Source organism: Catenuloplanes nepalensis, assembly GCF_030811575.1.
GTDB classification, from domain to species: Bacteria; Actinomycetota; Actinomycetes; order Mycobacteriales; family Micromonosporaceae; genus Catenuloplanes; species Catenuloplanes nepalensis.
The window spans coordinates 7,657,487-7,684,161 of the sequence record NZ_JAUSRA010000001.1; the positions used below are offsets into that span (position 1 = coordinate 7,657,487).

The 26,675-nt window shown below is 71.8% G+C and carries 20 protein-coding genes and 1 riboswitch; of the genes, 5 read left to right on the forward strand and 15 right to left on the reverse strand.

Annotation, left to right across the window (positions count from 1 at the left end):
• Positions 1-235 precede the first annotated feature (235 nt).
• The 7 genes from thrC to J2S43_RS33130 form a co-directional block, all read right to left on the reverse strand.
• Entirely contained in the window at positions 236-1,495 is a 1,260-nt protein-coding gene (thrC, locus tag J2S43_RS33100) for a threonine synthase (RefSeq protein ID WP_306835853.1), read from the reverse strand.
• An 11-nt stretch (positions 1,496-1,506) separates the two neighbouring features.
• A riboswitch (SAM riboswitch) is annotated at positions 1,507-1,643 on the reverse strand.
• An 88-nt stretch (positions 1,644-1,731) separates the two neighbouring features.
• The gene (locus J2S43_RS33105; RefSeq protein WP_306835855.1) at positions 1,732-2,328 is read right to left on the reverse strand and encodes a GTP-binding protein; all 597 of its coding nucleotides are present in this window, start codon (positions 2,326-2,328) and stop codon (positions 1,732-1,734) included.
• Positions 2,312-2,770, reverse strand: coding sequence for a DUF742 domain-containing protein (locus J2S43_RS33110; RefSeq protein WP_306835857.1), 459 nt, complete (start codon positions 2,768-2,770; stop codon positions 2,312-2,314). The genes J2S43_RS33105 and J2S43_RS33110 overlap by 17 nt, the downstream gene beginning before the upstream one ends.
• Positions 2,767-3,198, reverse strand: a complete 432-nt coding sequence (locus J2S43_RS33115; protein ID WP_306835858.1) for a roadblock/LC7 domain-containing protein — start codon at positions 3,196-3,198, stop codon at positions 2,767-2,769. The genes J2S43_RS33110 and J2S43_RS33115 overlap by 4 nt, the downstream gene beginning before the upstream one ends.
• Positions 3,195-5,414: a sensor histidine kinase gene (locus J2S43_RS33120; RefSeq protein WP_306835860.1), complete on the reverse strand. Its 2,220-nt coding sequence runs from the start codon at positions 5,412-5,414 to the stop codon at positions 3,195-3,197. Before J2S43_RS33120 ends, J2S43_RS33115 begins: the two co-directional genes overlap by 4 nt.
• Before the next feature lie 174 nt (positions 5,415-5,588).
• Positions 5,589-6,449 (reverse strand): ABC transporter permease, encoded by an 861-nt coding sequence (locus tag J2S43_RS33125; protein ID WP_306835862.1) that lies wholly within the window; start codon positions 6,447-6,449, stop codon positions 5,589-5,591.
• Entirely contained in the window at positions 6,446-9,283 is a 2,838-nt protein-coding gene (locus J2S43_RS33130) for an alpha/beta fold hydrolase (RefSeq protein WP_306835863.1), read from the reverse strand. The genes J2S43_RS33125 and J2S43_RS33130 overlap by 4 nt, the downstream gene beginning before the upstream one ends.
• A gap of 66 nt (positions 9,284-9,349) precedes the next feature.
• On the opposite strand from J2S43_RS33130, the gene J2S43_RS33135 reads away from it, so the two are divergent.
• Positions 9,350-11,776, forward strand: a complete 2,427-nt coding sequence (locus J2S43_RS33135; protein ID WP_306835865.1) for an AAA family ATPase — start codon at positions 9,350-9,352, stop codon at positions 11,774-11,776.
• Positions 11,777-12,760: 984 nt separating this feature from the next.
• Positions 12,761-13,930: an IS30 family transposase gene (locus tag J2S43_RS33140; RefSeq protein ID WP_370881596.1), complete on the forward strand. Its 1,170-nt coding sequence runs from the start codon at positions 12,761-12,763 to the stop codon at positions 13,928-13,930.
• A gap of 839 nt (positions 13,931-14,769) precedes the next feature.
• Here the strand turns inward: J2S43_RS33140 and J2S43_RS33145 are convergent.
• The 4 genes from J2S43_RS33145 to J2S43_RS33160 all read right to left on the reverse strand — a co-directional run bounded on the left by J2S43_RS33145 (position 14,770) and on the right by J2S43_RS33160 (position 18,570).
• Positions 14,770-15,477 (reverse strand): LysE family translocator, encoded by a 708-nt coding sequence (locus J2S43_RS33145; RefSeq protein ID WP_306835866.1) that lies wholly within the window; start codon positions 15,475-15,477, stop codon positions 14,770-14,772.
• 118 nt (positions 15,478-15,595) lie between these two features.
• Positions 15,596-16,705 carry an N-acetylglucosamine-6-phosphate deacetylase gene (gene nagA / locus J2S43_RS33150; RefSeq protein WP_306835867.1) on the reverse strand — a complete coding sequence of 370 codons (1,110 nt, stop codon included), beginning with the start codon at positions 16,703-16,705 and terminating at the stop codon, positions 15,596-15,598.
• Between the two features lie 9 nt (positions 16,706-16,714).
• Positions 16,715-17,635 carry an ROK family protein gene (locus J2S43_RS33155; RefSeq protein WP_370881806.1) on the reverse strand — a complete coding sequence of 307 codons (921 nt, stop codon included), beginning with the start codon at positions 17,633-17,635 and terminating at the stop codon, positions 16,715-16,717.
• A gap of 2 nt (positions 17,636-17,637) precedes the next feature.
• Entirely contained in the window at positions 17,638-18,570 is a 933-nt protein-coding gene (locus tag J2S43_RS33160; protein WP_306835868.1) for an SIS domain-containing protein, read from the reverse strand.
• Between the two features lie 215 nt (positions 18,571-18,785).
• On the opposite strand from J2S43_RS33160, the gene J2S43_RS33165 reads away from it, so the two are divergent.
• Entirely contained in the window at positions 18,786-19,571 is a 786-nt protein-coding gene (locus tag J2S43_RS33165; RefSeq protein ID WP_306835869.1) for a DeoR/GlpR family DNA-binding transcription regulator, read from the forward strand.
• 692 nt (positions 19,572-20,263) lie between these two features.
• Here the strand turns inward: J2S43_RS33165 and J2S43_RS33170 are convergent.
• Positions 20,264-20,413 carry a hypothetical protein gene (locus J2S43_RS33170; protein ID WP_306835871.1) on the reverse strand — a complete coding sequence of 50 codons (150 nt, stop codon included), beginning with the start codon at positions 20,411-20,413 and terminating at the stop codon, positions 20,264-20,266.
• A 26-nt stretch (positions 20,414-20,439) separates the two neighbouring features.
• On the opposite strand from J2S43_RS33170, the gene J2S43_RS33175 reads away from it, so the two are divergent.
• Positions 20,440-20,754 (forward strand): DUF3263 domain-containing protein, encoded by a 315-nt coding sequence (locus J2S43_RS33175; RefSeq protein WP_442320051.1) that lies wholly within the window; start codon positions 20,440-20,442, stop codon positions 20,752-20,754.
• On the opposite strand, the gene J2S43_RS33180 is transcribed toward J2S43_RS33175, so the two are convergent.
• Complete coding sequence (locus J2S43_RS33180; protein WP_306835872.1) at positions 20,692-21,462, reverse strand: phosphatase PAP2 family protein; 771 nt, start codon at positions 21,460-21,462, stop codon at positions 20,692-20,694. The two genes, J2S43_RS33175 and J2S43_RS33180, sit on opposite strands and share 63 nt — an antisense overlap.
• 18 nt (positions 21,463-21,480) lie before the next feature.
• On the reverse strand, positions 21,481-22,914 hold the full coding sequence (locus J2S43_RS33185) for a trypsin-like serine peptidase (protein WP_306835873.1): 1,434 nt from the start codon (positions 22,912-22,914) through the stop codon (positions 21,481-21,483).
• A gap of 156 nt (positions 22,915-23,070) precedes the next feature.
• On the opposite strand from J2S43_RS33185, the gene J2S43_RS33190 reads away from it, so the two are divergent.
• Complete coding sequence (locus J2S43_RS33190) at positions 23,071-24,288, forward strand: DUF4032 domain-containing protein (RefSeq protein ID WP_306835874.1); 1,218 nt, start codon at positions 23,071-23,073, stop codon at positions 24,286-24,288.
• Positions 24,289-24,800: 512 nt separating this feature from the next.
• Here J2S43_RS33190 and J2S43_RS33195 read toward each other — a convergent pair.
• A complete protein-coding gene (locus tag J2S43_RS33195) occupies positions 24,801-26,591 on the reverse strand; it encodes a potassium channel family protein (RefSeq protein WP_306835875.1) in 1,791 nt (596 codons plus the stop codon).
• Between the last annotated feature and the right edge of the window lie 84 nt (positions 26,592-26,675).

Here is a 26,675-nt window from a genome sequence, read left to right on the forward strand (position 1 = left end):
GGGAGACGCGCGCACAGCACCTCGATGAACGATCGGCACTGGGTCGTCGAGTCGGCGGAAGAGATTGTCGCCAAGCTCAGGATCCGCAACTCTTACGGCGTTGCGTCTCCCCGCACGGAGCATTTTGCGTTGTTGCAAGGATCACGTCAAGACATTCCGCTACGGACAGCCTCGACCTCCACCCCGGAGGGTGATCACCCAGCCGGGCAGGCCCGCTTCAGGCCCGCTTCGCGTGCTATGCCAGCAGGCCCGCTTCGCGTGCGGAACGCAACGAGGGCTTGACGGTGTGCGTCGGCCCCACGAGGTTAGCCACGGCGTCCATCGTCTTCAAGCCCTCGCCGGTGTTGTAGACGACCGTCTCCTTCGACGGGTCGAGCTTGCCGGACTTGACCAGCTTGGCCAGCACCGCCGTGGTCACGCCGCCCGCGGTCTCGGCGAAGACGCCGGTGGTGCGCGCCAGCAGCCGGATCGCGTCGCGGATCTCGTCGTCGTCCGCGTAGTCCATCCAGCCGCCGGTGCGGCGGACCGCCTCCAGCGCGTAGAGGCCGGCCGCCGGGTCGCCGATGTTCAGCGATTTCGCGATACCGGTCGGGCGCACCGGGCGGATCTCGTCCGTCTCCTCGTGCAGCGCCACCGCGATCGGGTTGCAGCCGGCCGACTGGGCGCCGAACACGGTCCAGCCGCCTTCCGGCGCCTCGACCAGGCCGATCTCGACAAGCTCGGAGAACGCCTTGTCCACCTTGGTGAGCAGCTCGCCGCTGGCCATCGGGATCACGACCTGCTCCGGGATGCGCCAGCCGAGCTGCTCCGCCACCTCGTAGCCGAGCGTCTTCGAGCCCTCCGCGTAGTACGGCCGGACGTTGACGTTCACGAACGCGGTGTCCTCGAACTCGTCCGTCTCGACCAGCTCGCTGCACAGCCGGTTCACGTCGTCGTACGAGCCCTCGATCGCGACCAGCTCCCCGCCGTACACCGCGGTGGTGATGATCTTGCCCTGCTCCAGGTCGGCGGGGATGAAGACGATCGACGGCACACCGGCACGCGCGGCGTGGGCGGCGACGGAGTTGGCCAGGTTGCCGGTGGACGCGCAGGCGAACCGGGTGAAACCCAGTCCGCGAGCGGCGGACAGAGCGACCGAGACGACCCGGTCCTTGAACGAGTGCGTCGGGTTCGCGGAGTCGTCCTTGATCCAGAGCGCGCCGGTCATGCCCAGCTCCGCGGCGAGCGCGGGCGCGGAGATCAGCGGCGTCATGCCCGGGTTCAGCGTGATCCGGTCGGCCGGGTCCTGGCCCGCGGGCAGGAGAGCGGCGTACCGCCAGATGTTGTCGGGGCCGGCCTCGATCTGCTCACGGGTGACCTGCTTCAGCAGGTCGGCGTCGTAGGCGACCTCGAGCGGGCCGAAACACTCGTAACAGGCGTGCTGCGCGGCGAGCGGGAACTCGGCGCCGCAACCGCGACAGACGAGGGCGCGGGCAGGGCTGACGGCAGACGTCATGAGGAGGTGTCCTCTCATCTTTCCCATCGCCACACCGTGTGACGGGGACGGAATTGGCACCTGCCCTCCGGCGGCTCGTCATCGAGCACGTGGAAGGTGGTTGCCGGGGCGTCGTCGGGCCGTATCCCTCAGCCCCTCTGGATGAGGTATTCAGTTGTACTGCGGTCGAGTTTACGACCACGTTTCCGGAACACCACCAGCCGATCCCGATGTGTGAGCCAATCGTCGCCGTTCACTCACGCACCGGCGTGGCCGGCCATCGCGCGCAGCCGCCGGCTCAGCACCTGCTCCATCAGCGCGACCAGCGTGCCCTTCACCGCACCGCGTGAGCGGGCGTCGCACTCCGCTATCGGCACCTCCGGCCCGACTCCGAGCGCTTCCCGGACCTCCGGGATCGCGAACCGGGGCGCGTCGTCGAACGGGTTGACCGCGAGCAGGAACGGCAGGCCCAGGTCCTCGAAGTAGTCGACCGCGGGATAGCTGTCCTCGATCCGGCGCGTGTCGACCAGCACCACCGCGCCGAGCGCGCCGTCGACCAGGTCGTCCCAGAGGAACGAGAACCGGTCCTGGCCCGGCGTGCCGAACAGGTAGAGCATCAGCGACGCGTCCAGGTGGATGCGGCCGAAGTCGAGCGCGACCGTGGTGGTGGTCTTGCCGGCCACTGCGTGTACGTCGTCCACGCCGCGCGAGACCTCGGTCATGTCCGCCTCGGTGAGCAGCGGCTCGATCTCGGAGATGGCGCTCACGAAGGTGGTCTTGCCCACCCCGAAGCCGCCGCTGATCACGATCTTCACGACCACCGGTGCGGTCGCCGCGCTAGAGGGCACGGACACGGTCGACGATCCTCTCGATCAGTTCGATGGGCAGTTCGGAGGGGTGCTCCACCGGCTCCAGCACGGTCAGGTAACCGTCCGACGCGAGGTCCGCGACCAGCACCCGGGCCACGCCGACCGGCACACCCAGGTGGGTGGCGACGTCCGCCAGCGCGCACGGCTCCTGGCAGAACCGGACGATCTGCCGCAGCTCGAATCGCAGCGGCGCGGAGAGCGCGGCCGGTGACGCCCGCATCTGCGTCTCCAGCCGCAGCCCGTCGCGCAGCGGCCGGGTCCGGCCGCCGGTCAGCAGGAACGGCCGGATCACGTCGTCCTCGGCGGGCCGGCCGTCCGGCGGCCCGAGCGCGCCCGCGGACCGGCGGGGCAGCGGTTCGGCCGGGCGTTCCCACGGCGGGACCATCCGCGGGTCCGGCACCCGCGGCTGCGAGTCGTCGGGGTTCATGCCGGCAGCACCCGCCGCGACTCCGCGATCAGGGCCGGGGTGAGCAGGTCGCCGACGCGCTCGCCGAGCAGCGCGATCTCGTAACCGATCAGCGCCACGTCCGCGCCCCCGTCCGCCAGCACGCCGAGGCAGGTACCGCCGCCGAACGCGGAGACGATCAGGAAGCCGGACGTCATCTCGATCATGATCAGTTTGAGGCCGGCGAACTCGTAGCGGCGGGACGCGCTGCGGGCCAGGCTGGTCAGCCCGGACACGATCGCGGCGAGGTGGTCGGCCTCGGCGCGGGCCAGGCCGGCCGAGGTGGCGATCAGCATGCCGTCGGAGGAGACCGCGACGGCGTCGCGGACGCCGGCCGTACCTCGGACGAAGTTGCTGACCAGCCAGTTGAAGCGGTGCGCCGTGGTGTCCGGCCCGGCACCGATGCTCATCGCAGATTTCCGTTCTCTTCAGGTCGGATGGTGGAGGAGGCGCCCAGGCGCATGCCGCGCCGTAGCGCCGTCATGGTGGCGCCGATGTCGGCCGGCACCGGCCGTTCGTCCGCGGTGCGCGCGACCGGCACCGCGGCCCGCTGCGCTCGGCGGACCCGCTTGACCAGTCCGTTCTCGGTGACGGCGGCGTCCGGAGCGGGCGGCGGCACCTCCAGCGCCTCGATCGAGTACGTGGTCGCGGCCGGTGTCTCCGGGCCGGGCGTGAGCAGCCGGGCCGGGAGCCGCACCCGCGCGGTCGTGCCGGTCACCGGCGACTGGCAGATCTCCACCCGCACGCCGAGCTTCGCGGCCAGGTGACCGACCACGTAGTGGCCGAGGAACTTCGTCGGCGCGACCGTGAACGACTCCGTGCCGGCCAGGCGCGCGTTCGCCCGGGCCAGCTCCTCCGCGCTCATGCCGACGCCCTGGTCGACGATCGCGATCAGGTACGACCCGTCGTCCACCCACCGGCCGTGCACCTCCACGTCGAAGTCCGGCGGTGAGAACGTCAGCCCGTTCTCCACCAGCTCCGCGATCATGTGGGCCAGGTCGGCCACGTACGCGCCGGCCGTGAACGCGTCGTCGATCCGGCGCAGCGACACCCGCCGGTAGTCCTCGACCTCCGCGATCGCGGCGCGCAGCACGTCCGACATCGGCAGCGACCGGGACCAGCTCCGCGGCGTCGCCTCGCCGACCAGCACCAGCAGGCTCTCCGCGTTGCGGCGCATGCGCGTGGCCAGGTGGTCGAGCTCGAACAGGTTCGCCAGGCCGGCCGGGTCTGTCTCCTCGCGTTCCAGCTGGGTGATGAAGCTGAGCTGGCGGCGGAGCAGATTCTGGTTGCGGCGGCCCAGGTTCGCCATCGAGTCGGTGGTGTTGCGGCGCAGCACGGCCTGCTCGGCGGCCAGCGCGTACGCGGAGGACTGCAAGCGGTTCAGCGCGTCCGCCACTGACCGGATCTCGGCGCCGGCGTTGCCCGCCACCACCACCGGTGGCGGCGGTTCCGTGCCGGTGCCGTCCTGCAACCGGGCCACCGCCGCGGGCAGGCGCCGGGCCGCGGCGGAGTCCGCCTCGCTGACCAGGCGGGCCAGCGGCCGGGTGATGCCGGTGGCGGCGGACCGGCCGAGCAGCAGCGCGCCGATCAGCGCCAGCAGGATCACCGCGCCGAGCCCGGCGAGGTCGACCGTCGCCTCCTCGCGCAGATCGTCGGTGCGGGCCCGGATGCCGTCCGCGACCAGCGACTGTGCGGTGGACAGCTCGTCGAGCAGCGCGGTTGTCACGCGCAGCCAGCCGTCCGTGTCGCCCTTCGGCGAACCGTCGGTCACGGCCTGCTCCGCGGCCGCGTCCGCGTCCGCGCCGGTGATCGCGCGCTCCAGCCGATCCCGGACCGGCGCGGAGACGTACCGGCCGGCGTCGGCGAGCGCGACCCGGCGCACGGCGAACAGCGCGGCGAGCCGGGCCCGCTCACCGTCCTCGAACAGGCCGCGCACGTAGGCGGCGCCGAGCAGGCCACGGGCGGCGGAGGTGGCCTCCTTCGCGTCGGAGAGCGCCTGCATCGCGGCGAGGCCCCGGCGCAGCTCCGGGTCGGGGTCCGGGAAAGGCGCGTCCAGCCCGATGTCCAGCCGGTTCAGCGCCGCGATCCGGTCGGTGTACGACTGCACGGCCGACTGCCGTCCGACCCGCCCGGTGTCCACCTCCACCCGCAGCCGGCCCAGTTCCTCCAGCTGCGCGACGGTCGTGTAGACCGCCTCCGGGCCGGGGCCCTCGGCGTCCCGGAGGCCGCTCAGCGCGGTCCGCGCGGTGTCCACCCGAAGCCGCTGCCCGGCCAGGTCACCGCGCCATCGCACACCGCCGGCCAGCACCAGTGCGGTCAGATCGCGCTCCAGCTGCAGCTGGTGCGACAGGCTTTGGGCGGACATGGCGAGTTCGGTGGTGGCGGTGGCGCCGTCCGCGGCCGCGTACTCGTCGATCTCCTTGATCACCAGGTCGCCGAGGAGCAGCAGGATCGCGGCGAGCGGCACCAGGAGCAGGCGGGCCACCCGGCCGCGGATGGTGGCTCTGCCGGGCGGCTTCTCGCGCGCGGGCTCGATCCTCCACTCAGGAACGAACGGCCGCCGGTGGCCCGGCACCGCCGAGGCCGGCTCGGTGCGCTCCACGATGGAGCGTCGTATGTTCCACATGTGACGCCTTCCCGAAAGATCCGTGCCGTGACCGTCGCGCGACAGACGGTGGTTCACGGATCCGGGCGGCCGTCGCACGCGATGTGCGAACCTGCCACCAACGGGTGACGGGCGGACCGGTTCTACGAGGGCCGGCCGGGCCGCGGCGAGGCGCCGTGCCTACGAGGTGACGTCCTACGAGGTGATGTCCTTGCGCGTGAAGCGCCAGAACGCGATCGACCAGAAGAGCGTGGCGTAGCAGACCGCGGAGATCGTGCCCTTGACCATGTCGTCGGTCTGGATCGGCGTGGAGAGCAGGCCCAGCCAGGCGTCGGAGAAGTGGGTGGGCAGCAGGTTCCGCAGATCACCGAGCGCGGTGATCTGGTCCAGGATGTTGGAGAGGATCACCAGCAGCACCGCGCCGCCCACCGCGCCGAGCGGCGCGTCGGTCAGCACCGAGAGCAGGAACGCCAGGCCCGCGGTGACCAGCAGCGTGACCGCGAGGTAGCCGACCACGCCGAGCAGGCGCAGCAGGCCCTCGTCCGGCGGGATCTGGGCCGCGACCGTGCTGCGCAGCGGCGACCATCCGTAGCGCACCGTGCCGAGCAGCAGCGCGGTGCCGGCCAGCGTGAGCAGCGCCAGCCCGGAGTAGGTGAGCGCGACCGCCAGCTTCACGCCCAGCAGCCGGGCCCGCGGCACCGGGATCGCCAGCAGGTAGCGCAGGCTGCCCCAGCTCGCCTCGCTGGCCACGGCGTCGCCGTGGAACAGCGCCACCACCACGCCGAGCATGAAACCGGCCGAGACCAGCAGCGTGAACAGCGTGAAGTTGAGACCGCCGGACGTGGCCAGATCGATCAGGCTGCCGAACTCGCCGCCGCCGTCGCCGTCGTCGTCCCCGCCGGTCTCGAACTGGAACGCGATCAAAATGATCAAAGGCAACAGGACCATGAAACCCAGTGCCAGCCGGGTACGCATCCGCGTGGCCTGCCGCCGGAACTCCGCCCCGAACGACAGCGTCCGTCCCGGTTTGTAACCCACCGCACCGGCCGTGCTCATCTGTCCCCACTCCCCCGCGAGTTGTCGCCGACCAGCGCCAGGAACGCGTCCTCCAGGCGGCGCCTCGGCACCACCCGGTCCACGCCCACCCCGGCCCGGACCAGCGCCGCCACCACCTCCGAGCGCGGCGTGCCGTTGAGGTCCACCACCAGCCCGCCGTTCTCCACCAGCGGCCGCACGTCCGCCAGCCCGTCGAGCACGGCCCGGGCCGCTTCGGGATCGTCCACGTCCAGGTGCACGGTCGGCGAGTCACCCACGATCTCCTCGACCGGGCCGGACGCCACGATCGTCCCCTTGTTCACCACCACCGCGTGCGTGCAGGTCTGCTCCACCTCGGCGAGCAGGTGGCTGGAGACCAGCACGGCCCGGCCGTCCGTGGCGTAGCGCTGCAGCACCCGGCGCATCTGGGCGATCTGCGGCGGATCCAGGCCGTCCGTCGGCTCGTCCAGCACCAGCAGCTCCGGCAGGCCCAGCATGGCCTGGGCGATCGCCAGCCGCTGCCGCATGCCGTGGCTGTACTTGCGGGTCCGCCGGTGCACCGAGTCGCCGAGCCCGGCGATCTCCAGCGCCTCCTCGAAGCGGGCGTCCGCCCACGGGCGGCCGGTCGCCTTCCAGTACGCGCGCAGGTTCTGCTCGCCGGTCAGGTGCGGCAGGAAGCCCGGCCCCTCGACCAGCGCGCCGACCCGGGACAACACCGGCGAGCCGGGCGTCAGCCGGTGCCCGAAGATCCGGATCTCGCCGCGGGTCGGCTGGGTGAGGCCCATCAGCACGCGCAGCGTCGTGGTCTTGCCGGCGCCGTTCGGGCCGAGCAGGCCGACCACCTGGCCGCGCCGCACCGTGAAGTCCACCCTGGACACCGCCACGAACCCGTCCGCGTACTCCTTGCGCAGGCCGTCGACGACCAGCGGCGTGTCCGCGTGCTCGGCCGCGACCGAACGGTCGACGCGGCGGTGCCGGGCGCGCGCGAGCAGCAGCACCACGGCAAGGCCGAGCGCGATCGTGGCCAGCAGACCGGCCAGCACCCAGCGCCAGACCGCGTCCGGGCCGGTCATCGGCGTGCCGGTCAGGATCGGCAGCGTCACGGCCGGCTCGACCGCGACCGTGTGGACCGCGGGCTCGGCCGGCGACGCGAACGCCTGGTCCGAGGCGGCCACCACGATCCGCAGCCGGTGCCCCTCGTCGATGCGGCGCACGATCGCGGGCAGCGTGACCGTGACCGGCGCGGCGTCGTCGATCGTGGCGGGCAGGCCGGTCAGCCGCACCGGTGCGACCAGGCCCTCGGAGAGCGTGGCGCCGCCGTCCGGGTCCACGTCGTAGAGCTTCACGAACAGCACGGCCTCGCCGGCCGGCGACGCGGCACGCACCGTGACCCGCGGTGATCCGCCGACGTCCAGCGCCTCCGGCAGCGGCTCGGACACGAACGCGGCGTGCTGGCCGGGCAGGTCCGCGGCGCCGAGCACGGACGAGAGCGCGCCGACGCCCGGCAGCGAGGAGAGCGCGGCCGGGTTGCCGCCCGGCGGGTTCGCGATCGGTTGCGCCGGCCCGGCCACGACCACGGTCGCGGTGGTCTCGCCGGTCAGGCCCGGATAGTCCGCGATCGTGTACGCGTTGGTGACCAGGCCGCGGTCCATCGCGTCGAAGCCGGCCACCCGGGAGTAGACGAAGTCCTGCGGCGGCGCGGCGCCCGCACCGGCCACGTAGTGGTCCAGCCATTCGCGGGTCAGCTCGTCGACGCGGTCGCGGTCGGTGCGCGGGCCTGCGCCGCCGTCGTGGCCGCCCGCGTACCAGGCGATGCGGACCGGTGTGCCGTTCGCCGCGATGCCGCGCGCGTTCGCGTCCGCCTCGGACAGCGGGAACAGCGTGTCGGCCAGGCCCTGGACCAGCAGCGTGGGTGCCTTGATGCGGTCGAGCACGCGGGCCGGGCTGGACCGGTCGAGCACCGCGACCGCCTCCGGCGTGGCCCGTCCGGTGGTGGCGATCGTCATGAAGGCCGCGCACACGTCCGGGGCGAAGCGGCCACAGGCCGGATCGATCCCGGCGGGTACGCCACCGGGCGCGCCTCCGCCCGCCGGCACGCCCGCACCGCCACTCGCCGCGCCACTCGCACCGCCACTCGCACCGCCGCTCGCACCGCCGCTCGCACCGCCGCTCGCGCCGGACGAGAAGAACGTGCCGGCCCAGGCCTTCTTGAAGACGCCGTCCACCACCGCGCCGCCGGCCGCGTCCGGCAGGAACGCGCGGCCGAGGTCGTTCCAGGTGATCGACGGCACGATCGCGTCCACCCGCGAGTCCTGCGCGGCCAGCAGCAGGGCCAGCGCGCCGCCGTAGGAGCCGCCGGCCGCGCCGACCCGCGGATCGCCCGGCGCGTCGCGCCGCACCTCGGGCCGCGCGGCCAGCCAGTCCAGCAGCCGCTGCGCGTCCTTGACCTCGTGGTCCGCGCTGTCCAGATGGATCTGCCCGCCGCTGCGCCCGAAACCGCGCGCGGTCCAGGTCAGCACCGCGTAGCCCGCGGCGGCCAGCTCCTCCGCCTGCGCGTGCACGCTGTGCATGTCGCCGCCGAAGCCGTGCGCCAGCAGGAGCGCGGGCACCGGCTGCTCCGTGGAGGCACCGTCCGGCAGGAAGTAGCGGGTGTCCAGCGTGATCGGCTCGTCCCCGGACGGCCCGGACCGTACCGTCAGCATCTCGTCGGTGAACGTGAAGCCCGGGTCCTCCGGCCACACCGCCCAGCCGGTCAGGCCCGCGACCAGCGCCAGCGCGGCCGAGCCGGCGATCCAGCGGCGGGGCGACATGCGCGGGAGGGCACGGCGGAGGCGAGCGGGCAGAGCACGGGGCATGGCGCGAGCCTACGGCGGAACGACTGTGCCGGACCTGTGAAGCGTGATCACGCTAGTGTCGCTGGGGTGAGCGATGCTGAGCTGACGCTGACCGCCATGCTGCGACCGGCCGCGCTGGACGCGCGCCGCGGGATCGTGCGACTCCACCCCGAGGTGCTGGCCGCGCTGGGCCTGCACGCCGGCGACCCGGTCCGGCTGTCCGGGCAGCGCACCACCGCGGGCATCGTGGCACTCGCGGAGCCGACGTCGAGCCGCGCGATCCTCTACGCGGACGACCTGATCCTCGGCAACCTCGGGCTGCGCGAGGGCGGGCAGATCACGATCGCGTCGATCCCGACGACCGGCGCGCGCCGCGTGGTGCTGTCCGGCTCGCCGGAGATCGTGGTCGCGGTCTCCGCCGACATGCTGCGGCTCGCGCTGCTCGGCAAGGTGGTCACGGCCGGCGACGACGTGTCGCTGCTGCCGCAGGACGTGCTGCCGGACGCCACCACGCTGGGCCTGGTGCAGACCGCACGGCGCAGCCTGGCCAACACGGTCGGCTTCGGCTGGACGACCACGCTGCTGCGCGTGGAGTCCGTGGAGGACTCCGACGGCGCGCTGGTCACCATGGACACGGTGGTCACCTGGGCCGGCGGCGGTCACACCACGCACGGCCAGACCTTCAATGCCCAACCAGCGGCGGTACGCCGTGCGCCCGCCCCCGGCCCGGCACGCTCCGGCGCGCCCGGTCCGGGTGTGCGCGGTTCCGGTGCTCCCGGTTTCAGTGCTCCCGGTTTCGGTGCTCCCGGTTCAGGTACGTCCGGTTCCGGTGCGTCCGGCGGCACCGCCTTCGTTTCCGCCGCATCGGCCGCGGCCTCGGCGGCCTCGTCAGCCTCGTCGGCCGAGCCGATCGAGGCGGAGATCGTCGAGGACGACGAGGTCGTACCGCCGGTGGAGGACCTGCCCGGTCTTCGGGCTCAGGCCCACGAGCTGAGTGAGCTGCTCGACCTCGGCTTCCACCACCGTGAGGTGCTGGGCCGGCTCGGCGCGACCGTCTCGCTCGGCGTGCTGATCACCGGCCCGGCCGGATCCGGCAAGGGCGTGCTGGTCCGGTCCGTCGCGGCCTCGGTCGGCGCGCGCGTGACCGCGCTCTGGGCACCGGAGCTGGTCGCGCTCAGCAACGAGGCCGCGGCCCGCCGACTGCGCGCCGCCGCGGACACGATCTCCGGCGGCGACAAGCCCGGCGTGCTGCTGGTCGCGGACGTGGACGCGCTGGTCCCGCGCGCCGACGCCGGACCGCTGGCGACCGTGTTCCGGCAGGTCATCGCCGCCCTGATCAAGGCGGGCACGGCCGTGGTCTGCACCAGCAGCCGGCCCGAGGAGCTGGACCCGGCGCTGCGCGCGCCCGACCTGCTGTCCGTGCAGATCAGCGTGTCACTGCCGGACGCGGTGCTGCGCCGCGAGCAGCTGGACGTGCTGACCCGGGGCATGCCGCTGGCCGAGGACGTGCGGCTGGACGACGTGGCCGGCCGTACCCCCGGTTTCGTCGCCGCGGACCTGTCCGCGCTGACCCGGGAGGCCGCGGTGCGCGCCGCGCTGCGGCAGAAGGCGGAGGCGCCGGAAACGCCGACGATCACGATGGCGGACTTCTCGGCCGCGCTGGAGGTGGTCCGGCCGACCTCGATGGCCGAGTCCACGCTGGAGCTGGCCCGGGTCACGCTGGACGACGTCGGCGACATGGCCGAGGTCAAGCAGCTGCTCACCGAGTCGGTGCTGTGGCCGCTGACCTATCCGGACACGTTCGCCCGGCTCGGCGTGCAGGCTCCGCGCGGCGTGCTGCTCTACGGGCCGCCCGGCTGCGGAAAGACCTACCTGGTGAAGGCGGTGGCGGGCTCGGGTAAGGCGAACGTGCTCTCGGTCAAGGGCGCGGAGCTGCTCAGCAAGTGGGTCGGCGAGAGCGAGCGCGCGGTCCGCGAACTGTTCCGCCGCGCCCGCGAGGCCGCGCCCACGCTGGTGTTCCTGGACGAGGTGGACGCGCTCGCGCCGGTCCGTGGCCAGGCGAGCGACGGCGGCACCACCGACCGCGTGGTCGCCGCGCTGCTCACCGAGCTGGACGGCGTCGAGTCGCTGCGCAACGTCGTGGTCATCGGCGCCACCAACCGCCCCGACCTGATCGACCCCGCGCTGCTGCGCCCCGGCCGCCTGGAGCGCGTCGTCTACGTCCCGCCGCCGGACGCCGAGGCCCGCACCGCGATCCTGCGCGCCGCCGCCAAGCCGGTCCCGCTCGCCGACGACGTCGACCTGGCCGCACTCGGCACCGACCTGGAGAACTTCTCCGCCGCCGACTGCGCCGCCCTGATCCGCGAGGCCGCCTTGGCCGCCATGCGCGAATCCCTCGACGCCACCTCCGTCACCGCCACCCACGTGGCCACCGCCCGCACCCGCGTCCGCCCTTCCCTCGACCCCGCCCAGGTCGCCCACCTCGCCGCCTACGCCGACTCCCGCTCCCGCTGACTCCCGCTCCCGCCGACTCCCGCTCCGCACGCCTCACAGACCCGCCCGCACAGCGGTCTCCCACAGACCTCCCGGTGCAGCGGCCATTTCGGCATACTCGCCGCGAAACGCCGCCTTTCCAGCTGCAAACCCGACTACTGACCTTTCGAGGTCGGGGTTCGAACGGCGGTGGCTGTCCGGGCGCCGCGCGCCCGAAATTTCACGCTATAGAGGTCGCCACTACGGAGCGCCGCGTCACTCTGACCCCGAAGGCTCAGTATGGCCGCGGCCGGGAGTTGATCACGTGTCGCAAATCGTTGTCATCCGGCGGTTTCAACAACGATTTGCGACACGTGGCCGCTTTCAAGAGTCGTAGTCGAGCCTTTCGTAACCATATTTTGGACAGGCTTCAGCGGCGAAGGGAAGTTCTGTTGCTGATTGCCGGACGTGGCGGTGGAGATCCCGCACTTTCATCGCCGGGCGCGGAGACCATGAGGCTTATGCAGCGCCGCCCTCGTCAGACCGCGCGGCCTGCGGCAACGCGGTGCCGGTTCGCTGCGCTGAATAAGCCTCCATCGTGACCATGAGTCGAGGTGTGAGGTACAGCCCAACCCAAGGTTGACTGTCCGTGCGGTTGACTGATTTGTGCAGGTAGGCAGAGAGGGTTATTCAGCGCGTTGCGTGCCGACGGCGCTGGGCTGCGGCGATGCGGCGTCGGCCCGCGCCGCTGAATAAGCCTGCATGAAGCTCATCCCGCGCGTCGCCTTCCAGCCCGTTTCCGGCGCGACGTCGATTCCCTATCGCAGAGGATCGTTCTCGACTTCCGGATGATCTTCCGCATGATGGAAGATCGCCGTCAGTATGTGGAACACCCCGCCCTTCGAAGGCCCAACGCCCGAAATATCGCAGTAAAGTCACCCGGATTTTGACTAGTGATACGTGGAGCACCTTATCGAGGCCTTGTGGTCAATTGGTCGTTGCAATGCCCTCTGAGCAGGGGTTTTGATGGCGAAGCCGGGTGTTCCTTATGTGGTTCGGGTGCGGTTTTGGGAGGGGATTCGGGCTGGTTTGTCTACCGAGGAGGCGTCGACGGCTGCGGGAGTCTCGCGGTGGACGGGTATGCGCTGGTTCCAGGATGCTGGCGGGGTGATCAACAACGGGGCTGGGGCCGGGTCAGGCCGGTATCTGTCGTTCGAGGAACGCGAGGAGATCATGCTGCGGCGTGATCGGGGTGAGTCGCGGCGGTCGATCGCGGTGGCGCTGGGGCGGGAGCCGTCGACGATCGGGCGGGAACTGGCCCGGAATTCGACCGTGCGGGTGGGTTATCGGGCCGGCCGTGCGGACGAGAAGGCGCGTGATCGCCGCCGCCGGCCGAAGCCCGTGAAGCTCGCGGACTGCCCGCGGTTGCGGCGGGTGGTGCAGGGGAAGCTGAAGCTGAAGTGGTCACCGCGGCAGATCGCGTTGTGGCTGCCCCGGCGTTTCCCGGACGATGAATCGATGAGGGTGTCTCACGAGACGATCTACCAGTCGCTGTTCGTCCAGTCCCGGGGTGGGCTGCGCAAGGAGCTGACCGCGTGCCTGCGGACCGGCAGGGCTCTGCGCAAGCCCAGGGTCAGGTCACGACAGCAGGAGAAACGCGGCCGGATCCCCGCAATGATCAACATCCGTGAGCGGCCCGCTGAGGCCGCCGACCGGGCCGTGCCCGGCCACTGGGAAGGCGACCTGATCATCGGTGAGGACGGCGGCTCCGCGATCGGGACTCTGGTCGAACGCTCCACCCGCTACTGCATGCTCGTCCACCTGCCCGACGGCCGGGACGCCGAGGCCGTCCGCGACGCCCTCATCGCCACCATCACGACACTGCCCGCTCACCTGACCAAGTCACTGACCTGGGATCAAGGCGTCGAGATGACCCGCCACGCCGACTTCACCATCGCCACCGGCATCGATGTCTACTTCTGCGACCCGCACTCGCCCTGGCAGCGCGGCAGCAACGAGAACACCAACGGCCTGCTCCGCCAATACTTCCCCAAGGGCACCGACCTGTCCGTCCACACCAGACAGCACCTCGACGACGTCGCCGCCGAACTCAATGGCCGCCCCCGCGAAACCCTCAACATGCGCACACCCGCCGAAGCCCTCAATCAGCTACTATCGGCACCTCTAGCTGCATAAACGTTGCATTGCGACGACCGATTGAATCCACCGGCCTCATACGGTGCGCTACGTATCACTAGTCAAATCCGAGCCACCGGCCGGATGGCTCGCGGATCTTGCGGTGCCGAGGGCCGTGCGACCTGGGCCGCTGCTGCGGCTTTGGTATCGGGCAGGGCGACAGTCAGCCGGGCGATTCGCGCCGAAATTGTAGATATAGAGGCTTATTCAGCGCGGCGAGCCGGCATCGCGTTGCCGCAGTCCGGGCGGCCTGACGAGGCCGGCGCTGAATAAGCCTCGAGGGTTATTCAGCACGTTACGCACCAACAGCGCTGGCCTGCGGCGACGCGGCGTCGGCTCGCCCGCTGAATAAGCCTCATAGAGGGCTATTCAGCGTGTAGCGCGCCGACAGCGCTGGCCTGCGGCGACGCGGCGGCGGCTCAGCCCTGCTGAATAGGCCTCAGAGCAAAGGCTGCCGAGAAAGTAGCGCGTCATCGTCTTGCTCGGCAGCGCCGTTTGGTCTTGGAGGCGCGGGCCGGAAGCCGTGGCCGAGTGGATCGCGTGGTGGTCCGTGACCAGCGGCGAACCCGGCTCCGATGCGGCGTCCGGAGCGGCGGCGGAGGCCGCCGCGAGGTTTGCCCGCCGGAGCATGCGGGCTGGACCACCCCGGAAGCAGGAAACGACGCGCGCGAACCGCAACCGGCCGGAACGTGGGGGTCCGGGGCTCGGCCCCGGGAAAGCTCAGCCCCCGCCGGAGCACGCGGACTGGACCACCCCGGAAGCGGGAAACGATGCGCGCGAACCGCAACCGGCCGGAACGTGGGGGTCCGGGGCTCGGCGCCGGGAAGGCTCGGCGGCGCTCAGTGTTCGATGGCGAGGCGGAGGCCGAGGGCGAGCAGGGCGGAGCCCATCAGGGTGTCGAGGCCGCGGCGGACGGCGCGGCGGTCGAGGAGGCGTTTCATGGCGCCGACGACCAGCGTGACCGTGGTGAACCAGCCGGCGGTGACGGCGAACGAGACGGCCGCGAGGACGAGCGTGTCGCCGGCGGTGGGGTGCTCGGGCAGGAACTGCGGAAGCAGCGCCAGGAAGAACACCGCAACCTTGGGGTTGAAGACGTTGGTGACCAGGCCGGCGCGGAACGCGGACCAGTGACGGCGGTCCCAGGCGAGCAGTGAGAGCCAGGGCAGCCGGCGGCGGCGGTGGCGGGGGACGTCGAACGCGACGGCGAGCCGGGCCAGGTCGGCGTGGGTGTCCGGGGGCAGGTCGCGGCGGGCGGAGATCGCGGTCCAGAGTGTGCGGAGGCCGACGAAGACCAGGTAGGCCGCGCCGATCAGCTTCATCGACAGGTATGCGACTGGCGACGTGGCGACCAGCGCGGCCACGCCGGCGGCGGCGAGGAGGACCCAGCCGAGGATGCCGGTGGCGATGCCGACCGCGGTCGCGAACCCGGCCCGGCGGCCGGAGGCGACGGCGTGGCGCAGAACGATCGCGAAGTCCGGGCCGGGGGACATCGTGCCGAGCGCCATCACTCCCGCGAAGGCGGCAAGGTGCGTAACGGTCAGATGCATGACCCGAGACGCTAGTCCCCCATAGACGGATTTATCCCAAAAAATGTTGGTGGATTTCACTATGCGGGAACGGCCATGTGCACGCTCACATGAGCGCACCGTACCGAAGAGAAATGGATTACTGGAAGACTCCGGCGCGAACAACGCCAGTGAGCTGCAGATCCTCGGAGAGCAGCACGAGGTCCGCGCGCAGGCCCGGCGTGATCGCGCCGAGCGTGCCGGAGAGGCCGACCGCGCGGGCCGGTGTCCACGATGCGGCCCGGGAAGCGTCCGCGACGGGAATTCCGGCGCCGACCGCCTGCCGGAGCGCGGCGTCCATGGTCAGCGTGCTGCCGGCGATCGACCCGTTCGCGGTCAGCCGGGCCACCCGGTCCGCCACCACCACGGAGAGGCCGCCCAATTCGTAGCCGCCGTCCGGCATCCCGGCCGCGGCCATCGCGTCGGTGATCAGCGCGTATCCGCCGCGGGCCGCACCGGCCACGAACGACAGCGTGCCGTCGTGCAGGTGCACACCGTCCGCCACCACCTCGCAGATCACGCCCGGCGAGTCCAGCAGCGCCGGCACCGGGCCGGGCTCACGGTGGTGCACCGGCCGCATGCCGTTGAACAGGTGGGTGGCGACCGTGGCGCCGGCCTCCACCGCGGCGCGGGTGACGTCGTACGCCGCGTCCGTGTGCCCGACCGCGGCCGTGACGCCGTGCGAGGCGAGCAGCTTGATCGCCTCGACCGCGCCGGGCAGCTCGGGCGCGATCGTCACCATCCGGACCGCGCCGTCGCCGAGCGCGATCAGCGCGGCCAGCTCATCGGTGTCCGGGTCGCGCAGGAAGTCCGGGTTCTGCGCACCGCACCGCGCACCGGACAGGTACGGCCCCTCGTAGTGCACACCGCCGAGCACGCCCTCGCGGACCAGCGGCAGGAACGCGGCGGTCGCGTCCCGCATCAGCGCGAACGGCGAACTGACCAGGCTCGCGATCACGGTGGTGGTGCCGTGCCGCAGGTGGAACGCGGCCGCGGCACGCGCGGAGTCGGGGTCGCCGGTGGTGAACGTGTGCCCGCCGCCGCCGTGGTTGTGGATGTCCACGAACCCGGGCAGCACCCACGCGGCTCGCTCGGCACCGTCGGCGGCACCGTCTCCGACCGACGTGATCAGCGGCCCGTCGACCGTGACGTGCCCGTCCTCGACGATCCCGTCGGGCGTGACGATTCGGCCGGCGATCTGCATGGTCACCCGTGCTCTCTAGTGGGAGGTCAGCGCTTCGAGGCCGAGCAGGGCCGCGCCGCGCAGCCCGGCGGTGTCGCCGAGGCTGGCCTTCACCAGCCGGGGTAGCCGGTGGAACGTGACACGCGCGGCCAGCCTCTCACGGAGCGGGCCGAGCAGCGCCTCGCCCGCCTCGCCCAGCCCACCGCCGATCACGAAGACCTCCGTGTCGAGCAGTGCCTGCGCGGTGAGCAGCCCGTCCGCGAGCGCGGCCACGGTCTCCCGCCAGATCTCGCCGGCGGCGTCCTCGCCCGCGACCGCGCGCGTGACCACCTCGGCCGCGCTGATCCGCGAACCGGTGAGCGCGAGATAGCGCCGGGCCACGGACGCGGCGCTGGCGATCGTCTCCAGGCAGCCGCGCTGGCCGCAGGCGCAGGCGGGACCGCCGGGCCGGACCACGATGTGGCCCAGCTCGCCGGCCGCGCCGTGCGCGCCGCTGTTGGTGTGACCGCCGCGCACGTGCGCGGCCGCGATGCCGGTGCCGATGCCCACGAAAATCACGTCGTCCGAGCCGTGACCGGCACCGAGCCGTGCCTCGGCCAGGCCGGCCGCGCGCATGTCGTGGCCGAGCGCGGCCGGGATGCCCAGCCGGGAGGAGACCAGATCCCGCAGGGGTACGTCCCGGAAGCCCAGGTTCGCCGCGAAGACCGCGATGCCGCGGACCTCGTCGACCACGCCGGGTATCGCCACCCCGGCCGCGACCGGCGTCTGCCCGGCCCCGCGGGCCTTCGCGGCCAGTTCCTCCGCGATGTCGCAGATCGAGGCCGCGACCGCGTCCGGCCCGCGGGACGCGAGCGTGTCGTGCCGCTCGGTGTGCAGCACCGGGCCGTCGACCGCGACGACACCGCACTTCATCCCCGTGCCGCCGATGTCCATGGCGACGACGACCGGGCTGCTCACCGTCACGCCAGGACGACCGATCGGGTCAGGTTGCGTGGCGCGTCCGGGTCGAGGCCGCGCGCGGTGGCCAGCGAGACCGCGAAGCGCTGGGCAAGGATCAGGTCGGCCATCGGGTCGAGCGGCACCCGGCCGCCGTTCCAGCTGCCGAGCGCGGTGTGCCCGCAGTGCCCGCTGCTGTGCACGAACGTGGCGCCGGTCGCCGCGACCGTCTCGTCCAGCCCGGCCGGGACCTCGCCGAACGCCCACACCACCCGGTGCGGCCCGGCGATCGCGATCGGGCCGTGCCGGTAGTCCATCGCCGGGTACGCCTCGGCCCAGAAGTTCGCGGCCTCGCGGCACTTGAGCGCGGCCTCCTGCGCCAGCCCGATCGTCCAGCCGCGGCCGAGGAATGTGATCTGTTCGGCCAGGGCCGGGTCGACCGGCAACGGCGTGCGCACCGCGACCTCGGCGTCCGTGATCGCGTCGTCCAGGTTCTCGCCCAGGTGCGCGCGGAGCAACGCGAGCGCGCTGGTGGCGAACCGGGTCTGCACGACCGAGCGCTCGTCCGCGAACGGCATCGCGACCACGTCCGTGGCCAGGTGCGCGGCCGGCGCGGCGGAGTCACCGACGATCACGGTGGTCGGCGTGCCGCTGTCCGCCTGCGCGGTGAGCAGGGCGGTCACCTCGGTCGTGGTACCGGACCGGGTGATCGCGACGACCCGGTCGTACCGCCGGGTGATCGGGAATTCAGAGGATTGGAACGCGTCCGTCTCGCCCAGGCCGGCCCGTTCACGCAGCGTCGCGTAGGCCATGGCCATGAACCAGGATGTGCCGCAGCCGGTCACGGCCACGCGCTCGCCGGGCCGGCCGAGCACGGCGGCGTGCTCCGGGGCGAGGGCGGCGGCGGTGCGCCAGCAGTCGGGCTGACTGGCGAGTTCTTCGTCGACGTAAGCCATTCGAACACCCCTCCAAGACCGGGACGGGCACGGGCCGTGCTGCGCAGAACGGCTCGTTTCAACGCTGTTTCGCGCGCCATTGTGCTCAGATTCCGGGGTTGGCGGCAAGCATGAACAACTTCGCGCAGCACGGCGGTTTGCTTGACGGCCCTTTCGAGCATTACTGTGCACCAAATCACTCAGCGTGTGCACGGTTGCGCGGGAGGAGGCCGGCGGTGGATCGGTATGTGCGCTGGAACGCACTGCTGGAGCTCCTCACGGACAGCGGCCGGGTCAGCGTGGAGGACGCCGCGGCCCACCTGAACGTGTCGCAGGCGACCATCCGGCGCGACTTCGACCAGCTCGCCCAGCAGCAGATGATCATCCGTACCCGTGGTGGTGCGGTGGCGAACGGCGTCTCCTACGACCTCCCGCTGCGCTACAAGACCGCGAAGCATTCGGCCGAGAAGCAGCGCATCGGCGCCGCGGCCGCCGCGCTGGTCGCGCCCGGCCAGGTCGTCGGCCTCAACGGAGGCACCACCACGACCGAGGTCGCCCGCGCGCTCGCCGTCCGCCCCGATCTGAACACCAACGCCGAGGGCACCCAGCTCACCGTGGTCACGAACGCGCTCAACATCGCGAACGAGCTGCTGGTCCGCTCCCAGATGAAGATCGTCGTGGCCGGCGGCGTGGTCCGCCCGCAGTCCTTCGAGCTGGTCGGCCCGCTCGGCGGCGCGCTGCTGCGCGAGGTCACGCTGGACGTCGTCCTGCTCGGCGTGAACGCGATCGACGTGAAGCTCGGCGCCGCCGCCCACCACGAGGGCGAGGCCGCCATGAACTCCCTGATGGTCGGCCGCGCCAAACGCGTCGTCATCATCGCCGACTCGTCCAAGCTCGGCGGCCACGCCTTCGCCCGCATCTGCGCCATCGACCGCGTCGAAACCCTGGTCACCGACTCCGGCGCCGCCCCCTCCGTGGTCTCCGACTTCGAAACCGCCGGCGTCCGCGTCATCACCGCCTGAGAAGCCTCAAAACCCTTCAGAAGCGGATTTTCCCGCTTCCGGCGTGGTCGCTCTGGGCATGCTCCCGCGGGCACCGGTCCGATGCCACTCACCCTAAAATGATCTTCAAATGCCTGACGCAGGCCACGAGCCACGCCCGAAAATCGCGACAAGCCAAGGCAAGGGCTGACCGAGCGCTCCACGCCCGAAATTTCACGACATGGAGGGCTCGCCGAGGCCTCCTCGCTCGCCGGAATCCCCTGAGCCGCCCTGTGTGATCAATCAGTGGAGCAAAAGATAGATCAAATTCGCTAGACGACCTCTCTTTCGCTCCACTGATTGATCACACAGGATCCAAGGCCGGACCAGGGCGGTAGGCAGACCGCGTTCGACGGCTCGATATGACGAAATTTCGGGCGGCGCGACGCCTAGTTGGGGAACTTTGCTCTGCTTACATGCCCAAATCGCCCCGAATGGGGCGCCAAGATCAGGAGCCCGGCCACTTCGGGGCGCAGAGGTAAGCAGAGCAAAGGCGCGGCCGGGGAAGGGGTTTGGCTGGAATCGCGTGGATTTGGGGTGGCCGGGCCGGGACCGGCTCCGATGCGGCGTCCGGAGCGGCGGCGGAGGCCGCCGCGAGGTTGGCCCGCGGGAGCACGCCCAGAGCGCCCACGCCGGAAGCGGGAAAATCCGCTGTTGAAGGGTTTTGAAGCTTCTCAGGCGGTGACGACGCGGACGCCGGCGGTTTCGATATCGGAGATCACGACCGGGGCGACGCCGGAATCGGGAGAACCGAACGTGGGGTCCGGCTCGGTCCCGGGAAACACCGCGCTTCTGACGGCCGGCCCCGTGATGCGGGTGATCACGAGAGGAAGCGGTGCGAGCTGCGTGGATGGTGGTTAGGGTGAGCAGCATGAGTGCGGAGGGCATCGAGGAAGACGATTCCGATCCGGCCGGGGTGCCGGCGCCGCGGCCCGCGCCGGAGGAGCCGGCGCTGGTGGAGCGTGAAGTGCGGATCCTCGAGTTCGAGAAGCGGTGGTGGCGGCACGCGGGGGCCAAGGAGCAGGCGATCCGCGATGAGTTCGGGCTGTCCTCGACGCGTTACTACCAGCTGCTCAACGGGCTGCTGGACAATCCGCTGGCGCTAGCGCACGATCCGGTCCTGGTCGGGCGTCTGCGGCGCCTGCGCGCCTCCCGCGCCCGCTGATCGTCCGCGCCACAGCGACACGGCATGCGGGGCCGGGCCGGCCGGCTGGGCGGTGAACGGCAGCCAGGACGGCAGCGGAAGGGTCCGCCACGGGATGAGGGCGATCAGGCGGCCGAGCACCACGCCGATGAGCAGGCCGGCGATCGAGTCGGTCAGCCAGTGGAAGCTCAGGTAGATCGTGGTGACGAAGACGATGACCGGCGGGGCGATCCTGATCGCGGGCTCGAAGCGGCGGGCGCGCTCGCCGAAGAGCCAGGTCAGCAGCATCACCAGGGTGAAGAACCAGACGAACGTGTTGACCATGTGGCCGGACGGGTAGGACCAGTCGTAGACGGCCGCGTCGTTGAAGAGCTCGACCTTGTTCGGCAGCGTGGAGGTCGGCGCGTCCCGGCCGCCGAACTCCTTGAGCGGGACGACCACCACACCGGCCAGGACGTAGGTGAACCCGACCAGGATGAGCGGGCGGATGTCCCGGTCGCGGTAGAGCAGCCACAGCCCGATCACCGTGAACGCGATCAGGAAGTGGCCGCTCTGGCCGAGCTGGTTGCCGATCAGCGCGATCCAGTACATGACCGGCGGCCGGTGCGCGTCGGCGTAGTTCGCGATCGCGGTGTCCACGCCGTAGAGGTGGCCGGCGGCGAGCAGGGCGGTCAGCCCCGCGAACGCCGCCAGCAGTAGAACGTCGAGCCACCAGCCGAGTCTTCGCACGCCGGACACGCTACCGGGTCAGATCAGCGACTTGATCCGTCCGTAGAGCAGGTCGGCGCGGACGCCGGAGTTCGGGCAGCCGCCGAAGTGGTGCAGCGCGACCACCTTGTTCGTGGTCCGGGACAGCACCGGCGAGCCGGACGAGCCACCCTCGGTGTCGCAGTAGTAGGAGACGTCGCTGGCGGACGCGTACCCGGTGTAGGACGGGTTGTCGACCGCGCAGTTGCTGCCGCGCTCGCCGGAGCTCATCGCGATCGCGGTCGGGTCGCCGGCCGGGTGCTGCGGGACGTAGAGCTGGGTGCCGGCGGCCGGGCGTGCGGTGTCCAGCGTGAGGAAGCCGAACTTCTGCACGGACGCGAAGCTCTCCACCGTGAACAGCGTGAAGTCCAGCGTCCTGTCCGTGGCCAGCACCTTGTCGCCCCAGACCTTGGTCGACTGGTAGACGTCGTACCCGCCGCACTTCGCGCACTGGTAGTTGAACCACACCTCGGTGTTGTAGGCGTCCTTGGACGTGGCGAAGCAGTGGTTGTTGGTGACCAGGCGGTTCTGCGCGCCGACCCGCCACGCGGTGCACAGCTCGGTGCCGTTGATCAGCAGACGGGCCACCGCCTTCGAGCGGGTGTAGGCCATCGGGTTGGTCGCGCGGTAGCAGACCGCGTCCGACTTCTCGTCGCCGCCGCAGACGCTCTCCTCGCGCCCCGGTCCGGCCGGGCCGGGTGCCGGTTCGCCGGCCTTCTCCAGCTCGTGCGCGGCCTCGACCCGCTCCGGCCGGGTGTATCCGCGGGCGACCCGGTCGATGCCGACGCCGAGGTCGGCGAGCGTGGCCTTCAGTCCGAGCGGGTCCGTGCCGCCGGTGTGCAGCTCGACCACGGCGGTGTCGCCGGAGACGGACATCGCCCAGCGCTCACCGTCCCGGTCCGGTGCGTCCGGGGCGAGCACGGCCTTGGCCAGGTTGGTGACGGCGTCGCGGGTGACGCCCTCGTACCGGTGCGATTCGCGGCCCCGCGGGTCGGAGACCGTGAGGTAGTCGCCGGGCAGCAGCGCGATGCGGCTGAAGTGGACCTTCACGTACTCCGCGCCGGGGAACCGGAGCGTGGTGCGTCGGTCCGCACCGGCGTAGCCGAGGGTGCGGTTCACCCGCTCGACCGTGCCGATCGGCTGGCCAGCGTCCGCGGTCTCGCCCTCCCGCGCCGCGCCCGTCGGCGCCGGCACCGTGGCCTTCGCGGGCGGCACAGCCTCCGTCGTGGTCACCGGCCGTGGCGCGGTCGTGATCTCCGGCGCGGCCGGTTCAGCAGGGGCATCGGGGGTACGGACCGAGGCCACCCCTGCCGCGTTCCACACTGCCGTGCCCGGCCGCTCCGGATCGCCGCCACCGAGGTAGCCGATCGCTCCGACGCCGGCGAGCGTGACCGCCGCGCACGCCCCGACGATCAGACTCAGCCTTCGCCGCATTCCACTCCCGCTTCCGATATGTCGCTGTACAGACGTTTGATACCTGTCCCATGCCTGACACCCAATTGGATAGACCGGACATTTGAGCAGATCTCGTCACTGTGTAACGAGCCACGATGAGCCGCGATGCGCCGCGGAAAACGGCATGCTTAGTACGTGCGCATCACCTCCGCCCTCGTAGACCCGGCTCTGCTCGACCTTCCCTGGTCGACACCGCTGGAGCACTGGCCCGCCGACCACCTGGTCGCGCTGCCACAGGGCATCTCGCGGCACATCGTCCGGTTCGTGAAGCTGGCCGGCACCGTCTACGCGGTCAAGGAGACCGGCGAGCGCGTGGCCGAGAAGGAGTACGACCTGCTCCGCGCGCTGGAGCGGATCGGCTTCCCGTCCGTGGAGGCGGTCGCGGTCGTCGCGGACCGGCAGTCCCCGGACGGCGAGCCGCTGGACACCGTGCTGGTCACCCGGCACCTGCAGTTCTCTCTGCCGTACCGCGCGCTCTTCTCGCACACGCTGCGCGAGAACACCATGATCCGGCTGCTCGACGCGCAGGCCGCGCTGCTGGTCCGCATGCACCTGACCGGCTTCTTCTGGGGCGACTGCTCGCTGTCGAACACGCTGTTCCGGCGGGACGCGGGCGCGTTCGCGGCGTACCTGGTGGACGCGGAGACCGGCGCGCTGCGGCCCAAGCTCTCCAACGGCCAGCGCGACGAGGACCTGGACATCGCCCGGACCAACATCTTCGGCGAGGCGCTCGACCTGCAGGCCGCCGGGCTGCTGCACGAGTCGATCGACCCGGAGCTGATGTCCGACGAGGTGATCAAGCGGTACGAGCGGCTGTGGCACGAGATCACGTATGAGCAGGAGGTGCGGCAGGACTCCCGGCACCACATGGAGGGCCGGATCCGCCGCCTCAACGAGCTCGGCTTCGACGTGGCCGAGGTGGCCATGTCGGTCTCGGACGGCGGCAGCTCGTTCCTGGTCCGGCCGAAGGTGGTCGACGCCGGCTACCACGTGCGCCGGCTGTTCCGGCTGACCGGCCTGGACGCGGAGGAGAACCAGGCCCGGCAGCTGCTCAACGACCTGGACACGTACCGGGCGGAGAGCGACCTGTCCGACGAGCAGCAGGCCGCGCACCGCTGGCTGACCGAGGTCTTCGAGCCGGTGGTCCGCGCGGTCCCGTCGAACCTGCGCGGCAAACTCGAGCCGACCGAGCTCTTCTCCCAGGTGCTCAACCACCGCTACCGGCTCTCCGAGGAGGCGGGCCGCGACGTCGGCCTGGCCCCGGCCGTCGGGTCCTTCCTCAACGACGTGCTGGTGCACCGCCCCGACGAGCAGGCGGTCCTCGGCGTCGAGCCGGACGCACTGCTCGCCTAGCGGGACGCACCGCTCACCTAGCGGCTCATCACATCAAGGGCGATAACCGATAAAGTCGATTTCCCGCTTCCGGCGTGGTCACCTTCCGAGTGCTCCCGCGGGCACCGGTCGTCGCTGGCGCTCCTCCCTGCAAGATCCGCCGCTGGTCACCAAAAACCCGGTCGGGGCGCTCCGCTGCCAGGGCGCTCCGCTGGGCCCGGCCGGTTGGGGCCAGCAGGCTGGCGGCGGGCGGCGGCTCGTTCACGGCGACTGATTGCGGCGGCCGGCTGGCGTGGCCGGCTGGCGTGGCCGGCTGGCGTGGCCGGCTGGCGTGGCCGGCTGGCGTGGCCGGCTGGCGTGGCCGGCTGGCGTGGCCGGCTGGCGTGGCCGGCTGGCTGGCTGGCGGCTGGCGTTGGCTGGCTGGCTGGCGGCTGGCGTTGGCCGGCTGGCGGCTGGCTGGCTGGCGGCTGGCTGGCTGGCGGCTGGCGGCGGCCAGCAGGCGGCTGGCTGGCGGCGACTGATTGCGGTGGCGGTCAGGGCCGCTCGGCCGCCGGAGCGCTGTCCGGGGCCGGTGGGTTGGCGGCGGCGATGAGGTCGCGCAGGCCATGGCGGCGGGCGACCACGACCAGGCGGTCGCCCGCCGCGACCGGGTGGGCGCGCCGTGGCGACCAGTCGACCCGGGCCGAGCCGGCCGCTGCCAGACCGATCACCCGTGCGCCGCCGGGACGCTCCGCCGCGGCCAGCGTGGTGCCGACCAGTGCGCCGCCCGGCGCGACCGTCACCTCCGCGACCAGCAGCACGTGCCGGGCGACCGGGATGGTGGCCTTCACCTCGCGGTCCATCATCGCCTCCGCGAACGCGGGCGCGGCCAGATAGGAGACGCTGCGCGAGATCGCGATCTGGAACGCGCGCTGGATCCGCCGCGCGAAGTCGCCGTCGTAGAGCCGCAGTACCACGCGCAGGTCCGGGTTGATGCCGCGGGCGTTAAGCGCGGCCTGCAGGTTCGTCACGTCGTTCGTGGACACCACGACCAGTGCCTGTGCGCTGCCGGTCTGCGCGGCCAGCAGCGTCTCCTCGCGCGACGCGTCGCCGGTGATCACCGGTACACCGAGCCGCTTCGCGAGTGACATCCCGCGCGCGTGCTGGTCCTTGTCCACCGCGACCACGTCCACGCCCAGATCGTGCAGCTGCGCCATCACGCGCATGCCGACCGTGCCGAGCCCGACCACCACCACGTGGTCGGAGTGCGGGATCGCGAGCCGCCCGGCTGCCAGCGCCAGCCGCGCGTTCACCACCGCGCCGACCACCGCGGCCGTGATCAGCGGGATCAACGCCAGCCCGGCCAGCGTCAGCACCAGGTCGGTGACCTGGAGGACCAGGTTCTCCGCGAGGTTCCGCTCCGCGCCGATGACCGTGGTGAGCACGGTCTGGTAGATCGCGCGCCAGATGCCGGTCGACCCGCCGCCGAGGCGGGTGAGCTCCCGGGCCTGCACGCCGCCGCTGATCAGGATTATCCCGAGCACGCTGAGCAGCGCCACGCCGATCTTTCGGTCGACCAGTGCGCGGCCGGCCCGCAGCAGCACCGCGACCGGCCGCCGGCGACGTCGCCGGCGCCGCAGCCGCCGCGCCGCCACCTCGGTCCCGGCCGGCCGCCCGGTCGCCTCGGCCAGCACGATCTCCGCGCGGTCCTGGTCCTCCGGCAGGATCTCCGGTTCGCCGCCCACGGCCGCGTCCGCGAGCCCGGCCACCACCGTGCCCGGCGGCACGTCACCACGCCGCGCCACGAACATGGTCCGGCCGGAGAGCCGGAAGTGCGTCGGGTCCGGCTCGCCCAGCGCGGCCGCGACGAACGCGGGCGCGGCCATCGACGCGTCGGACAGCACCGCGCTGTCGTCGAGGACCTCGCGGGCCCGCGCGGCCAGCTTGCCGTTGAAGACGCGCAGCACCAGCCGGATGCCGGGCGAGGCCTCCCGGGCGCAGAGCGCGGCGTGGATGTTCGTCACGTCGTCCGGGTGCACCAGCGCGAGCGCGGCCACGTCCGTCAGGCCCACGCTCTCGAACGCGCTCTCGTCCAGCCGGCCGGCCACCAGCGTGCGCACCCGGCGCATGGTGAGCAGCTCGGGCAGCGCGGAGATCTCCGGCACCAGCGCGGTGACCCGGACGTCCGGGCGCGCGGCGAGCAGCTCGTTGATCAGTCGCAGCGCGAGCTGATCGCGGCCGCACACCACGTAGTGCGGCGCCCGGTCGACGCCGTTGCCCCGCCCGTTCCACCAGCGGGCGAGCGCTCGCCCCGGCCCGCTCGGCGAAAGATCCACACTCGCCATTCCCGGATCATAGGCGCGCCCTTCAAATCCGTTCGTTATGGGCGAAACGCCCGTAACAAGTGTTTCGTTGGACTTTGAGGACCA

Bases quoted from the DNA above. Each gene is read 5' to 3' on its own strand.
- thrC (WP_306835853.1), bottom strand. From the start codon at position 1,495: ATGACGTCTGCCGTCAGCCCTGCCCGCGCCCTCGTCTGTCGCGGTTGC.
- J2S43_RS33110 (WP_306835857.1), bottom strand. From the start codon at position 2,770: ATGAACCCCGACGACTCGCAGCCGCGGGTGCCGGACCCGCGGATGGTC.
- J2S43_RS33115 (WP_306835858.1), bottom strand. From the start codon at position 3,198: ATGAGCATCGGTGCCGGGCCGGACACCACGGCGCACCGCTTCAACTGG.
- J2S43_RS33120 (WP_306835860.1), bottom strand. From the start codon at position 5,414: ATGTGGAACATACGACGCTCCATCGTGGAGCGCACCGAGCCGGCCTCG.
- J2S43_RS33125 (WP_306835862.1), bottom strand. From the start codon at position 6,449: ATGAGCACGGCCGGTGCGGTGGGTTACAAACCGGGACGGACGCTGTCG.
- J2S43_RS33130 (WP_306835863.1), bottom strand. From the start codon at position 9,283: ATGCCCCGTGCTCTGCCCGCTCGCCTCCGCCGTGCCCTCCCGCGCATG.
- J2S43_RS33140 (WP_370881596.1), top strand. From the start codon at position 12,761: ATGGCGAAGCCGGGTGTTCCTTATGTGGTTCGGGTGCGGTTTTGGGAG.
- J2S43_RS33145 (WP_306835866.1), bottom strand. From the start codon at position 15,477: ATGCATCTGACCGTTACGCACCTTGCCGCCTTCGCGGGAGTGATGGCG.
- J2S43_RS33160 (WP_306835868.1), bottom strand. From the start codon at position 18,570: ATGGCTTACGTCGACGAAGAACTCGCCAGTCAGCCCGACTGCTGGCGC.
- J2S43_RS33175 (WP_442320051.1), top strand. From the start codon at position 20,440: ATGGTGGTTAGGGTGAGCAGCATGAGTGCGGAGGGCATCGAGGAAGAC.
- J2S43_RS33185 (WP_306835873.1), bottom strand. From the start codon at position 22,914: ATGCGGCGAAGGCTGAGTCTGATCGTCGGGGCGTGCGCGGCGGTCACG.
- J2S43_RS33195 (WP_306835875.1), bottom strand. From the start codon at position 26,591: ATGGCGAGTGTGGATCTTTCGCCGAGCGGGCCGGGGCGAGCGCTCGCC.